The sequence below is a fragment of the Pseudomonas sp. genome, from assembly GCF_049590575.1.
GTDB lineage: Bacteria > Pseudomonadota > Gammaproteobacteria > Pseudomonadales > Pseudomonadaceae > Aquipseudomonas.
In genome coordinates, this window is record NZ_JBAWDE010000258.1 from 1 (window position 1) to 12,624 (window position 12,624).

The window sequence follows — 12,624 nt, forward strand, 5'->3', positions numbered from 1 at the left end:
GGCGTGGTCCGAGCCGATATCCGCCAGGCGCGCGCCAGCCGGCATCTGTGCGGCCACGCGCTCCAGGCGCTTGGACAAAGTGTGTTCGTTCAACTGCACTTCCTTATCACTACAACGTTACTCACCCGAAAACCGGTCCCGGCTGTTGGTCAGGTGCAACACCATCGCCGCGCGGGCGGCATCGGGGTCCTGGCGTTTGATCGCATTGAAGATCGCTTCATGTTCCAGGTTCGCCAACTGTCCCAATCTGGCAAAGTCAGCGCCGCCGCGCTCGGCATCTTTGACCTGGGTACGCGGGATCATCGCATTGCCCAAATGCAGCATGATCTCGGTAAAGAAGGTATTGCCGGTGGCCTCGGCGATCAGTTGATGGAAGCGCTTGTCCTCTTCCACACAACTGTCGTTGTTCGCCAGTGAAGCCTGGTAATCGTCCAGCGCAGCGCGCATATGCGCCAATTGCTCCTCGCTCCTGCGCAGCGCGGCCAGCGCCACGGCCTGCACCTCCAGGCCCAGGCGCAACTCGAGCATGTTGCGCACGCTGGCAACCGTGTCCACATGCAGGCGCAGGCCCTGCCGGGTCTGTTGCTGCAGCACAAAGGTGCCGATGCCGTGGCGCGTCTCCACCAGCCCGGAAGCCTGCAATTTGGAAATGGCTTCACGCACCACCGTGCGGCTCACCCCGTGCTCAGCCACGATGGTGGATTCCGACGGCAGTTTTTCGCCGGGCTTGAGCTGCCCGAGCAGGATGCGCTGGGTCAGCGCGTCGACCACGCCCTGGGCGAGGTTATTGGAACGTCTACGGACGAGGGGTCCACTGTCAATCGGCATTGTTGCGGGTCCACGGGGTTGGCTGGGGCGAGCTTAACACTCCGCTCTAAGGCAAGGCTGCATTGATTGATCGAGCGAACACTTGTATGACAAGTAATCTTTATCAGGCAAATCCAATCATCTTACTCGCTGACCGCAAAACTCCGCCCCTCACCAAAAAAACCTGACAAAACCCAATGATTACCGACAAATAACCAAATCCAGCAATTTACCTCTCACCTTATAAGCACAAAAACATTCAGCCCACATTGCCTGCTCAAGAAAACAACTTGTATGATGTCTATCAACAAGACACGCAAACCCGCATAAAAATAAATCAGGGGGAGTTTTGAATTGTGAACAATTCAAACCACACATCTGCCGCACCAGAAAGTGATTCGGTCCTCGCGCGCGCCGTGAGCAAAGTGAAGGGCCACGTGCTCCCACTGTTCGTGATCATGTTCATCCTCAACTACATCGACCGGGTCAATATCGGCTTCGTGCGCACGCACATGGAGCATGACCTGGGCATCGGCGCAGCCGCCTACGGGTTCGGCGCCGGGTTGTTCTTCATTGGCTACGCCCTCTTCGAAGTGCCCTCCAACATGCTGCTGCAAAAGGTCGGCGCGCGTATCTGGCTGACCCGCATCATGTTCACCTGGGGCATCGTCGCCACACTGATGGCGTTCATCCAGAACGAAACCCACTTCTACATCCTGCGTTTTCTGCTGGGCGTGGCCGAGGCGGGCTTTTTCCCTGGGGTGATCTACTACTTCACTCGCTGGCTGCCCGGCGTGGAGCGCGGCAAAGCGATTGCAATCTTCCTCAGCGGCTCGGCAGTTGCTTCACTGATCTCCGGGCCGCTGTCAGGGGCACTCCTGCAAATCGAAGGGTTCGGCTTCCATGGCTGGCAGTGGATGTTTGCCATCGAAGGCCTGGCCTCCGTGGCGCTGGGGTTCTTTGTGTGGTTCTGGCTGGACTCCAAACCCCACGACGCCAAGTGGATGACCCGCGAAGAACAGGATGCGCTGGTCGACGCTATCGATCAGGAACAGCGCGAGCGTGAAGCCCTGACCAGCGTCAAACCGACCATCGGCCAGCTGCTCAAGGACCGCCAGATCCTGCTGTTCTGCGCCCTGTACTTCTGCATCCAGCTGACGATCTACGCCGCCACTTTCTGGCTGCCGAGCATCATCAAAAAGATGGGTGACTTGAGTGACATACAGGTCGGTTTCTTCAACTCGATCCCGTGGCTGATCTCGATCATCGCCATGTACGCCTTCGCTTCGCTGTCGGGCAAGTTCAAGTTCCAGCAAGCCTGGGTCGCGGCAGCGCTGCTGATTGCCGCCGCGGGCATGTTCATGTCCACCACCGGCGGGCCGATTTTCGCCTTTGTGGCGATCTGTTTTGCGGCCATCGGTTTCAAGTCGGCGTCTTCGCTGTTCTGGCCGATCCCCCAGGGCTACCTGGACGTGCGCATCGCCGCCGCCGTGATCGCGCTGATCAACTCCATCGGCAACCTCGGCGGCTTCGTGGCGCCTACCACCTTCGGCTTCCTGGAGCAGACCACCGGCTCGATCCAGGGCGGCCTCTACGGCCTGGCGGGCACCTCGGTGCTTGCGGCGATCCTGGTGTTCTTTGCCAAGACCTCGCCCTCTGCCGTGCTCGCCTCGCCCGGCGCAGTGCGCACCAGCGCCGCCATCAGCAAACCTCTTTGAGCTTAATCAGGAACTCGCCATGAATACCCCTGTAATCACCCATTTCCACGTCATCCCGGTTGCCGGCCACGACAGCATGTTGCTCAACCTCAGCGGCGCCCACGGCCCCTACTTCACGCGCAATATCGTGATTCTCAAGGACAGCAGCGGCAACACCGGCGTCGGCGAAGTGCCGGGCGGCGAGCGCATCCGCGAGACCCTGGAAGACGCACGCAGCCTGGTGATCGGCCAACCCATCGGCCAGTACCAGCGCATCCTCAACCAGATGCGCAGCACCTTCGCCTCCCGCGACTCGGCCGGTCGTGGCCTGCAAACCTTTGACCTGCGCATCACCATCCATGCAGTCACCGCCATGGAAGCCGCGCTGCTCGACCTGCTGGGGCAGTTCCTTGAAGTGCCGGTGGCCGCCTTGCTCGGCGAAGGACAGCAGCGCGATGCAGTTAAAATGCTCGGCTACCTGTTCTATGTCGGCGACCGCACCGCCACCGACCTGGCCTACCGCAACGAGGCAGACGCCGATGACGACTGGTTCCGCCTGCGCCATGAAACCGCGCTGACCGCCGAGGCGGTGGTGCGCCTGGCCGAGGCCGCCAAAGCCAAATACGGCTTCAACGACTTCAAACTCAAGGGCGGCGTACTGAGTGGTGATGCGGAAATCGAAGCCGTCACCGCACTGGCCGAACGCTTCCCGGATGCGCGCATTACCCTCGACCCGAACGGTGCGTGGTCACTCAAAGAGGCGATCCGCCTGTGCCGCGACCAGCACCACGTACTCGCCTATGCCGAAGACCCCTGCGGCGCAGAAAACGGCTACTCGGGTCGCGAAGTCATGGCTGAGTTCCGCCGTGCCACCGGCCTGAAAACCGCCACCAACATGATCGCCACCGACTGGCGCGAAATGGGCCACGCGATCCAGTTGCAATCGGTGGACATCCCCCTCGCCGACCCGCATTTCTGGACGATGCAAGGCTCGGTGCGCGTCGCGCAAATGTGCAACGACTGGGGCCTGACCTGGGGCTCGCACTCCAACAACCACTTCGATATTTCCCTGGCGATGTTCACCCAGGTGGCCGCCGCTGCGCCGGGCGAGATCACTGCCATCGACACCCACTGGATCTGGCAGGACGGCCAACGCCTGACCAAGGCGCCGCTGAAAATCGAAGGCGGCTACGTGCAGGTCCCGGCCAAGCCGGGCCTGGGCGTGGACATCGACATGGACGCCGTGGCCAAGGCCCACGAGCTGTACAAAGGCATGGGCCTTGGCGCACGGGATGACAGCGTGGCGATGCAGTTTTTGATTCCGGGCTGGCGCTTCAACAACAAGCAGCCGTGCCTGGTGCGCTGATAGCCCAAGGCAAAAAAAGAGGTGGGCGCTGTAGAGCGCCCACCTCTGATCTGCGTTATTTCACCGAGTGCGGTCGTTTGATCGGCTGCACGGTCAGCTCCACGCCCAGCGCCAGCATCAGCTTCTGGACCGTCTCGTATCGGGTCTTGGACCCACCCTTCAGGGTTTTATACAGACTCTCGCGATTCACCCCTGCCGCTTCCGCCACCTTGTTCACGCCCTGGGCCTTGGCAACCTCGGCCAGCGCCTTCATCAGGATCCTGGGGTCCTGGGACTTCATGCTTTGCGCCAGATAAGCACTGATGACCTCCGGGCTGTCGAGGAAGCGCGAAGCTTCATAGACACTGGAGCCGGAGGTATCAAGATCGAGGATTGGCATGTCCTCTGGTTTGAATGTCGATTCGCTCATGTCATCTACCTCTCAGGGCATTGAGGATCTCTTTTGCCCGTTTGATTCCCCTGCTCTGGTCGGTTTTATCACTGCCCCACAACATCAGGTAGGCGGCGATGCCGGTGCGTACAAAATAAATTCTGTAGCCGGGCCCGACAAAAACACGCATTTCACTCAGGCCGTCACCTACAGGTTCGCAGTCGCCGAAACTGTTTTCTTCGGCTCGGTCCAACCGGGTCAGAACAGCCACTTTCCCGCCAATATCCTTCATGCCGTCGAGCCATGTATCAAACTCCGGCGTCCTGCCGATCGAATTCGTCACAGATTCACATGTAGCCTACTGGCTACTCCTGTCTGATGCTAGTGATTTTTTAATACCGGTGAGATCCGGTAGACAAAAACCTAGCCCAGTCCCTGCACAAGCAGTCGGTCGAATCTATAAGTGCTTGTTTCTGAGAGGCCGCCAGTAAAATCGCGTAACAGGACAATGTGGGGAGGTCTTAATGGCTCACAAACCCCAACACCCGCTCCAGCATTCGGTCGCACGCATCCAGTTGTTCCAGGCTGATGAATTCATCCGGCTTGTGGCCCTGCTCCATACTGCCCGGCCCGCAGACCACGGTGGGAATACCGGCCTGGTCAAACAGCCCGCCTTCAGTCCCGAATGCGACGGTGCCGTAGTCCCGCGAGCCGCAGAACTGCGCAACCCACTCCGCCGCCTGGCTTTCCAGCGAGGTGGCCAGACCCGGGTAGCTCGACAACTCGCTGAAATTGATCGCGCACTGCTCGCTCACGGCCTGCATTGCCGGTAACAGAGCCTGCTCGGCATAGCGGCGCAATTGGTGCGTCACGAGCCAGGGGTCCTGCGCCGGCAATGAGCGCACTTCAAAATCAAACGTACAATTTTGCGGGACGATATTCAGCGCCTTGCCGCCGCTGATCACGCCGGTTTGCACCGTGGAAAATGGCGGGTCAAACCGCTCGTCCAGTTGCTCTGGCGCCTTGAGGGTTTCCCCGAGCCGCACCAGCTCACCGATCAACCGTGCGGCATATTCGATGGCATTCACACCGGCCGGTGCGTAGGCCGAATGGCAGGCCACGCCGTGCACTTCACAGCGCACCGCCAGTTTGCCTTTGTGGCCGAGCACCGGCTTGAGCTCGGTGGGTTCGCCGATCACGCACAGCAGCGGCTTGACCGCTTGCCCGTGGAACCGCTCGATCAACGAGCGCACGCCCAGGCAACCCACCTCTTCGTCGTACGACAGCGCGATATGCACCGGCATGCGCAGCGACGCCTTGACCAACGCCGGCACGCTGGCCAGCACACAGGCGATATAGCCCTTCATGTCGGCGGTGCCACGCCCAAACAACTTGCCGTCTTTTTCCGTGAGTTCAAACGGCGCGACCGTCCAGCGCTGGCCGTCCACCGGCACCACGTCGGTATGCCCGGACAGCACGATACCCGGCGCCTCGGCCGGGCCGATGGTCGCCAGCAGGTTGGCCTTGCTCTTGTGCGCGTTGTACACCAGCTCGCAGGCCACGCCGTGATCGAGCAGGTAGGTGCGCACAAAGTCGATCAACGCCAGGTTGGATTCACGGCTGGTGGTGTCGAAACGCACCAGTTGCGCCAGCAGGTCGCGGCTGCTGCTCATCGCTCATCTCCCGGTACCGCGTAACCTGGTGCGATCTGCGGGTTGATGGCGCGGTCGATGTAGTCCTGCAGTTGGCTGCGATACGCCTGCCAGAGCTGATCGAGGGCGCCGATCGGGTCTTCATCGGCCCAATCCACACGCAGGTTGACGATGGGCCAGAGCAAATCGTCGACCACCAGCAAGGCGGCCGAATGCACCGGCCCGGCCTCGCCACCCTGGGCCTGGCCGGCGTGCATCGCGGCCAGCAAGCGCTCGGCCAGATGCCCCGAGGCGCTTTCGAACGCGCGCACCATGGCGTCGATCACGCCTGGGTTGGCCAACATATTGCCCGCCGCCACGCATTGCTCACCGCTCAACGCACGGTGAATACCAAGAGTCTGCGCGCCGCTGAAATGCGCGGTGCGCCCCGCGCAGTCAATCACCGTGACCTGGCGATACTCACTGTGCGGCTCACCGGCAAGCATCGCTGCCAAAGCCTCACTCGCCGCAGTGCCCTGCTCCAGCACGTCCAGAATCTGCGGCCCCAGGCTCGGCAAGGTGATGTTCTGCGAAGCCACCGCGCCCACCCCGGCGCGCAACCACGGGCAACGGGCGCCCACGGCAATGCTCGAAGAGCTGATCGCGATACCCAACTGGCCGGTTTCTTCGCAGCGAGCAACAACCGAAAACGTCATAAAAAAGCCCTCAATCGAGTACCGATGGGTCGGCGTCGATCATCAACTGCTTCATTTCTTCAAAATGCTGGCGCGAAAAATCCGCAATGCCTTCCCAGCCCCGCGCGGTTTTCTCCGCCACTTCATCCGACAATAGGCGCAGCGGCTGCCCGGTGGACCAGGCCGTCACCAGGATCTGGCAGGAGCGCTCCAGGGTCCAGATATCGTCAAAGGCTTCGCCGATGGACGCTGCCGTGACCATCACGCCATGGTTGCCCATCAGTAAGCGGCTCTTGCCGTCGAGCAGCCCGGCCAGGCGTGCGCCTTCGGCCTCGGTGTCGGCCATGCCGCCGTAGAGTTCGTCCACCGCCACGCGGTTGAAATAGCGCGCAGTGTTCTGGTCAATCGGCGGGATGTGCGGCGTGGCCAGGCACGCCACGGCCGTGGTGTAGACCGGGTGCAAATGCAGCACGGCGCGGGTGTGCGGCAGCAGCCGGTGGATCTGCCCGTGGATCGACCAGGCGGTGGCGTCGACGTTCGGGTTGTCGGCACAGGACGCGTCGTCCGCGTTCAACAACAGCAGGTCACTGGCGCGAATCCGCGAGAAGTGCTTCCACTTCGGGTTGAGCAAAAACTGTTTGCCATCGGCCGACACGGCAGCGCTGAAGTGGTTGGCCACCGCTTCGTGCATGCCCAGGTGGGCAATGATGCGAAAGGTCGCCGCCAGGTCGATGCGCGTCTGTTCTTCGTGGGATAACGCCATGAATCGGTCTCCGCAGGGCGCGGCCGCAGCAGGCTGCGGCACGCGCGTCAGGCTTACTTGGGCATCAAGGCCGCGAGGTCGGCGTCGGTCGGTGCCTCGAAGTTGTACTTCTTGAGCAACGCCGCGTATTCAGGGGTGGCGCGGTATTTTTCCAGGCCGTCGAGCAGGGCTTTTTTCACCGTGTCATTGCCCTTCTTCACGCCAAAGCCGTTAAGCACCGGGTAAATCAAGGTGTCGGAAGAAATCACCACGCGATTACCCAGCTTGTCGATCACGCCCCGCGCCACCGCGGCGTCGGTGATCTGTGCCTCAACCGCATGCGCCAGTAGGGCTTGGGTGGTTTGCGGGTCGGTGCTGTATTCGCTGATCAGGATCGGCTTCAAGCCCTTGGCCACGCAGTATTCAGCCGAGAGTTTGTTCATCTGCGCCAGCCACGAGGTGGCGCCCATGGAGCCGATCTTGTGGCCGCAGAACTCTTCCGGGGTCTTGGGCTGGAAGGCGCTGTCCTTGAGGGTCAGGATCGACTCGCCGCTTTTCAGGTAGGGGATCATGTCGATGACCTTGACGCGCTCGGCGGTGATGTACATCGACGAGTTGGTCACATCGAAACGCCCGGCTTGCAGGCCGGTGATCAGGTTGGGAAAGCGCGTGTCGAGGGTTTCGACCTTGCGCCCCATGACCTTGCCAAGGCCGTCCATGAACTCGATGTCGAAGCCTGCCGGCTTGTTGTTATCCATGTACTCATAGGGGAAGAAGGTCACGTCGGAACCGGCGATGATCTTGCCTTCCTGCTGGAACGCCGAAGCCGCCAACGAGGTCAGTGCAACCGCAGCGCCCAGCAGGCACACGGCAAGGGGGCGAACACTTTTCTGAAACGCTGTCATGGTCATTACCTGCAAGGGGTTTAGGAGGTTAGGCAGTCGCGGCATCCTGGCCGGCCTGTTGCACAAAAAACGACGCGCCACGGGGTTTCTGCGGCAAGCGCATATGGTTGTCCGTGGAGCGCACCAAACCGCTTTCTTCACCGGCCACCAGCAGGCCGGCGTGTGCGCTGGGCAAAGGGTTTTCGCCGAATGGCAGCGCGTCTTCAGCGGCGTAGACGCTGATGAATAGAGTGCGCGGGAGTTCGGTCTCGTTAGGGCTCGAAGCATGTAAAAGACGGGTATGCATAAAGCACACGGAGCCGGCCGGGCCGTAACAGGCGACCGGTTGCTGGCAGTGCTCTTCGACCACCGCGTCGTCCACCGCGCCGGTAAAACGCTGGTTCTGCCAGTGCGACCACAACGGGCCTTTATGGCTGCCGGGGATAACATTCAGCGGGCCGTTCTGCGGGGTCACTTCGCTGACCATCAGCAAGGCGGTGACGATGTCGTCGTTGCTGTGAGGCGTGAACAGAAAGTCCTGATGCCACTTCACCTGGGTCGCGGTGTGCGGCAGTTTCGAGTTGATTTTGCTGTGGTGAAACCGTGCCCCCTGGGCGCCGACCAACTGCGCGGAAATCGCCGCCATCCGCGAGTGCAGTGCCACGCGCTCGTAGGCCGGGGAAATCTCGGTGGGCGAACTCACTCGGCGCAGCGAGGGGTGATCCGGGCGGTGGTCGCCTTCCAGGTCGAACCGCGCACGGCCATCCACGGTGGCGCCCCAGCCTTCCGCGTGGCTTCGACTGTCTTCTACCCACTGGTCGAAGTCGTGCTGCAACGCGGCCACTTTGTCCGGCGACAACACGCCTTCTACCACCAGGAATCCGTCACGCTGGAATTGTTCGATTTGAGCTTGCTCGATCATTTTAGTGTTTCCTGAACGTTAAACAGGTCACGCCAGCGAGACGTCCTTGAGGAACGCCTCCACGCGTGGGTTGTGGCCGCTGCGCAATGCATCGGGCGTGTCGTCGCAGACCACGCGCCCCTTCTCCATGAACACAATCCGGTCGGAGACCTTGAAGGCAAAATTCATCTCGTGGGTGACGATCACCATGGTGATGCCCTCCTCGGCCAAGGCCTCGATGACTTGCAGCACTTCGTTGACTTTCTCCGGGTCGAGCGCCGAGGTGGGCTCGTCGAACAACATGATCTGCGGGCGCATCATCAAGGCGCGGGCGATAGCCACACGTTGCTGTTGGCCGCCAGAGAGCTGGTGGGGGTACTTCCAGGCGTGGTCGAGCATGCCGACCTTGTGCAGCAGCGCGTAGGCCTGTTGCTTGAGTTCGGAGACAGTGCCCAGGCGGTGGTACTTCGGCGCCATCAGCAGGTTGTCGAGTACGCTCAAATGCGGGAACAGGTTGAAGCTCTGGAACACCATGCCGATGGTCAGCCGATGCTCGGCGTGCTCGATGAATTGCGGTTTCTGCGCGCCGACTTTGCTCAAGTGAATGAACGGCAGGCCGTTGATATGGATCTCGCCGTTGTCCAGTTGCTCCAGGCCGTTGAGCAGGCGGATCAGCGTGGTTTTACCCGAGCCGGAAGGCCCGATCACCGACACCACTTCACCCGGCTGGATCTGCAGGTTGACCGAGCCCAGCACTTCAATGTCGTTGTAAGCCTTGTGCAACCGCGCGGCTTGCAGCGCGGCGACGCCGGTGTTGGCCGGACGCTGCACGGCGACCTGCTGTTGGGTCGCCAGGGCCAGCACCGCCGCGTCCGGCACGCGGGACACAGTGCGCTGGTTGACGTCGAGAAAGCGCTCCAGGCGTTTGAGCAAAAAATCGAACACGGTGACGATAAACACGTAGAAGAACGCCACCGCCGCCATGGTCTCGATCACCAGGAAGTTCTGCGAGTACAGGCGCTGGCCGACCATCAGAATCTCGGTCAGCGAGATCACCGACACCAGCGAGGTGAGCTTGACGATGGAAATGTATTCGTTGGCCAGCGAGGGCAACGCCACCCGCAACGCCTGCGGGATCACCACGCGCCACTGGGTGCCGAAAAACCTCAAGCCCAGCGCCCGCGCCGCTTCGCCCTGCCCCTTGGGGATCGAGAGCAAACCACCGCGATGGATCTCGGCCACATACGCCGTTTCGCAGATCACCAGCGCCAGCAGGCCGGACCAGAACGGGTCGGCCAGCACCGCCGAGGTGCCGGGCAGCGCCTGGGGCAAGTTGTAGATAAAGATCAGCAGCACCAGCAGCGGCAGGCTGCGGAACAACCAGATATAGCCACGCGCCGGAACGCTCAACAGCGGCTGTTTGGATTGCTTGGCCAGCGCCAGCAGAAAGCCCAGGCCGATGCTCAAGACCCAGGTCAGGGTGCTGAGCTTGATCACCGTCCACGTCGCGCGCCAGAACTCGGCATCGCCGAGTAAACCAAACATGTAATGCCAGTCGAATGTCATCGTCGCGGTGCCCTGAACAAATAAAGAAGTTGATCTGCATCGATGGGATGAGAGTCGTGGGGATGGGGGCTTAGGGTCAATTCGTAAAACCCGGCGCACTGGGTAGGTAGAACCTACGCAGACCTCAGAGCACCGCAGGGCACAGGTGGGAGGGGGCCCTGCAGTGTTCCTGGGCAGCTTGCCCTGGCCGAAAGGGTGCACGCCTGAATGCACGCCACTTTTTAGTGCAACCTCAGCTCACACCACTCAGCACCCGCACCGCATGCGGGTCAAAAAAGCTCGGCGGCGCCATGCCGGGGATGTATTGGTCGGAGACAAACATGCGGCAGCGCTCGGCAAACGCCGACACCACCCGCGACAGCTGGGTGTTGCTCGCCGTGGCGTAGCCCAGCCGCATCGGCCGGTGCGAGCCCGCCAGGCGCAGGCGGATCACACGTTTGCCGTCCTGCGACACATTGGATTTGGGCCGCGCATTCGCAAAGGAATAGCCGATCCCGTTGCCGACCATCGCGCGCACCGTTTCGAGGTTGGTGGAACGCATGATGATGTTCGGCGTGGTGCCCGCCTGCATGAACAGGCTGAGGAAATAGTCACGGCTCCAGGGCGTGTCGAGCAGCACCACCGGGTAGGCTTCAAGGTCTTGCATGCTCACCGCCGGCAAGCTCGCCAGCGGGTGATACTCGCCGACCATCACATACGGCGGCAGCTGTGCCAGGGGCTGGAAGTCGATGTCCGGGCTGGTCACCAGGTCATAGGTCAGGGCGATGTCCAGCTCGCCGCTGCGCAATTTTTCCAGCAATTCCTCGTGGTTACCCTCGGCCTGGGTCAGCCGCACGCCGGGAAACGCACGACCAAAACCAAACACCAACTCCGGGGTGATCATCGGCGCCAGCGACTCCAGGCAGCCTACTCGCAACGGCCCGCGCACCGTGTTCAATGACTCCGAAGCGATGGTGTAGAGGTTGCTCATCTGCTCCAGAATCTGCTTGGCTTCCTGCATCACCTGGCGCCCCACCGCCGTGAGGGAAATGCCTTGGGCGTGATGCCGAATAAACAGCTGGATGCCCAGCTCGGCCTCCATATGGGTGATGGCCGCCGAGATCGACGGCGATGACACATGAATGCGTTCAGCGGCAGCGCTGATGCTGCCCGCCTCTCCCGACGCAACGAAATACTCCAGTTGACGCTGAGTAATACGACTGAGCATTACGCCTGCCCCTCAACAATGACTGTACGGGTCGCGTTGCAGGGTTCGTGCCGGGTCAGGCACGAGCCGATGACCTGCACCGGCTTCGGTTTTTCCTAAGCACTACCCTGCGCAAATGCTGGTTTCGCGAGAACGGGCGCGATGTGAAGCTGAGCTCATCCCGCTGCCGATGAGTTGCCGTTATGCCTACCCACACCCGCATCCGCATGTTCAACACCAAGCAGACCTACCCCAACCAGGCGCTGGACAACGACCTGTGCCAGGCGGTGCGCGCCGGCAACACCATTTATGTGCGCGGCCAGATCGGCACCGACTTCGACGGCAACCTGGTCGGCCTCGGCGACCCGCGTGCCCAGGCCGAGCAGGCGATGAAAAACGTCAAGCAACTGCTGGAAGAGGCCGGCTCCGACCTGTCGCACATCGTCAAAACCACCACCTACCTGATCGACCCGCGCTACCGCGAACCGGTGTATCAGGAGGTGGGCAAATGGCTCAAAGGCGTGTTCCCGATTTCCACCGGGCTGGTGATTTCCGGGCTGGGCCAGCCGGAATGGCTGATGGAAATCGACGTGATCGCTGTCGTGCCGGACGACTGGACCGTATGAAAGCCGTCATTGCCCGCGAACCGGGCGGGCCTGAAGTGCTCGTGCTGACACAGCGCCCGGTGCCGACGCCCCAGGCTGGCGAGGTGCTGATTCGCGTCGCGGCGGCCGGGGTCAATCGCCCGGACCTGATGCAACGCAGCGGCGCGCCTATAC

General features: G+C 61.5%; 14 protein-coding genes. 3 read left to right on the forward strand and 11 right to left on the reverse strand.

Translation table 11 applies throughout. The annotated features are described in order from the left end of the window. The coding region (locus tag WBR57_RS17865) for an SAM-dependent methyltransferase (RefSeq protein WP_424085186.1) at positions 1-93 on the reverse strand (93 nt) is incomplete at its 3' end. 24 nt (positions 94-117) lie between these two features. Continuing rightward, positions 118-828 carry a FadR/GntR family transcriptional regulator gene (locus WBR57_RS17870; protein ID WP_424085163.1) on the reverse strand — a complete coding sequence of 237 codons (711 nt, stop codon included), beginning with the start codon at positions 826-828 and terminating at the stop codon, positions 118-120. A 335-nt stretch (positions 829-1,163) separates the two neighbouring features. Between WBR57_RS17870 and WBR57_RS17875 the strand changes: the two genes are divergently transcribed. After that, positions 1,164-2,525 carry an MFS transporter gene (locus WBR57_RS17875; RefSeq protein WP_424085165.1) on the forward strand — a complete coding sequence of 454 codons (1,362 nt, stop codon included), beginning with the start codon at positions 1,164-1,166 and terminating at the stop codon, positions 2,523-2,525. 19 nt (positions 2,526-2,544) lie between these two features. Beyond that, positions 2,545-3,870, forward strand: coding sequence for a glucarate dehydratase (gudD, locus tag WBR57_RS17880; protein ID WP_424085167.1), 1,326 nt, complete (start codon positions 2,545-2,547; stop codon positions 3,868-3,870). Positions 3,871-3,925: 55 nt separating this feature from the next. Here gudD and WBR57_RS17885 read toward each other — a convergent pair whose 3' ends face one another. The 9 genes from WBR57_RS17885 to WBR57_RS17925 form a co-directional block, all read right to left on the reverse strand. Further along, complete coding sequence (locus tag WBR57_RS17885) at positions 3,926-4,279, reverse strand: addiction module antidote protein (RefSeq protein WP_424085169.1); 354 nt, start codon at positions 4,277-4,279, stop codon at positions 3,926-3,928. A gap of 1 nt (position 4,280) precedes the next feature. Then, positions 4,281-4,583 carry a type II toxin-antitoxin system RelE/ParE family toxin gene (locus WBR57_RS17890; protein ID WP_424085171.1) on the reverse strand — a complete coding sequence of 101 codons (303 nt, stop codon included), beginning with the start codon at positions 4,581-4,583 and terminating at the stop codon, positions 4,281-4,283. Between the two features lie 178 nt (positions 4,584-4,761). Further along, positions 4,762-5,913, reverse strand: a complete 1,152-nt coding sequence (argE, locus tag WBR57_RS17895; RefSeq protein WP_424085173.1) for an acetylornithine deacetylase — start codon at positions 5,911-5,913, stop codon at positions 4,762-4,764. Beyond that, positions 5,910-6,587, reverse strand: coding sequence for a DUF1028 domain-containing protein (locus WBR57_RS17900; RefSeq protein ID WP_424085175.1), 678 nt, complete (start codon positions 6,585-6,587; stop codon positions 5,910-5,912). Before WBR57_RS17900 ends, argE begins: the two co-directional genes overlap by 4 nt. Before the next feature lie 10 nt (positions 6,588-6,597). Then, the gene (locus WBR57_RS17905) at positions 6,598-7,329 is read right to left on the reverse strand and encodes a class II aldolase and adducin N-terminal domain-containing protein (RefSeq protein WP_424085177.1); all 732 of its coding nucleotides are present in this window, start codon (positions 7,327-7,329) and stop codon (positions 6,598-6,600) included. 53 nt (positions 7,330-7,382) lie between these two features. Further along, positions 7,383-8,213, reverse strand: a complete 831-nt coding sequence (locus WBR57_RS17910; protein WP_424085178.1) for an ABC transporter substrate-binding protein — start codon at positions 8,211-8,213, stop codon at positions 7,383-7,385. 28 nt (positions 8,214-8,241) lie between these two features. After that, positions 8,242-9,114 carry a phytanoyl-CoA dioxygenase family protein gene (locus WBR57_RS17915; RefSeq protein WP_424085180.1) on the reverse strand — a complete coding sequence of 291 codons (873 nt, stop codon included), beginning with the start codon at positions 9,112-9,114 and terminating at the stop codon, positions 8,242-8,244. 27 nt (positions 9,115-9,141) lie between these two features. Continuing rightward, the gene (locus tag WBR57_RS17920; RefSeq protein WP_424085182.1) at positions 9,142-10,659 is read right to left on the reverse strand and encodes an amino acid ABC transporter permease/ATP-binding protein; all 1,518 of its coding nucleotides are present in this window, start codon (positions 10,657-10,659) and stop codon (positions 9,142-9,144) included. Between the two features lie 232 nt (positions 10,660-10,891). Further along, positions 10,892-11,866 carry a LysR family transcriptional regulator gene (locus tag WBR57_RS17925; protein ID WP_424085184.1) on the reverse strand — a complete coding sequence of 325 codons (975 nt, stop codon included), beginning with the start codon at positions 11,864-11,866 and terminating at the stop codon, positions 10,892-10,894. A 182-nt stretch (positions 11,867-12,048) separates the two neighbouring features. On the opposite strand from WBR57_RS17925, the gene WBR57_RS17930 reads away from it, so the two are divergent. Then, positions 12,049-12,471 (forward strand): RidA family protein, encoded by a 423-nt coding sequence (locus WBR57_RS17930; protein WP_010567220.1) that lies wholly within the window; start codon positions 12,049-12,051, stop codon positions 12,469-12,471. Positions 12,472-12,624 lie beyond the last annotated feature (153 nt).

Bases quoted from the DNA above. Each gene is read 5' to 3' on its own strand.
- WBR57_RS17885 (WP_424085169.1), bottom strand. From the start codon at position 4,279: ATGAGCGAATCGACATTCAAACCAGAGGACATGCCAATCCTCGATCTT.
- WBR57_RS17900 (WP_424085175.1), bottom strand. From the start codon at position 6,587: ATGACGTTTTCGGTTGTTGCTCGCTGCGAAGAAACCGGCCAGTTGGGT.
- WBR57_RS17915 (WP_424085180.1), bottom strand. From the start codon at position 9,114: ATGATCGAGCAAGCTCAAATCGAACAATTCCAGCGTGACGGATTCCTG.
- gudD (WP_424085167.1), top strand. From the start codon at position 2,545: ATGAATACCCCTGTAATCACCCATTTCCACGTCATCCCGGTTGCCGGC.
- WBR57_RS17910 (WP_424085178.1), bottom strand. From the start codon at position 8,213: ATGACAGCGTTTCAGAAAAGTGTTCGCCCCCTTGCCGTGTGCCTGCTG.
- WBR57_RS17870 (WP_424085163.1), bottom strand. From the start codon at position 828: ATGCCGATTGACAGTGGACCCCTCGTCCGTAGACGTTCCAATAACCTC.
- WBR57_RS17905 (WP_424085177.1), bottom strand. From the start codon at position 7,329: ATGGCGTTATCCCACGAAGAACAGACGCGCATCGACCTGGCGGCGACC.
- argE (WP_424085173.1), bottom strand. From the start codon at position 5,913: ATGAGCAGCAGCCGCGACCTGCTGGCGCAACTGGTGCGTTTCGACACC.
- WBR57_RS17920 (WP_424085182.1), bottom strand. From the start codon at position 10,659: ATGACATTCGACTGGCATTACATGTTTGGTTTACTCGGCGATGCCGAG.
- WBR57_RS17930 (WP_010567220.1), top strand. From the start codon at position 12,049: ATGCCTACCCACACCCGCATCCGCATGTTCAACACCAAGCAGACCTAC.
- WBR57_RS17925 (WP_424085184.1), bottom strand. From the start codon at position 11,866: ATGCTCAGTCGTATTACTCAGCGTCAACTGGAGTATTTCGTTGCGTCG.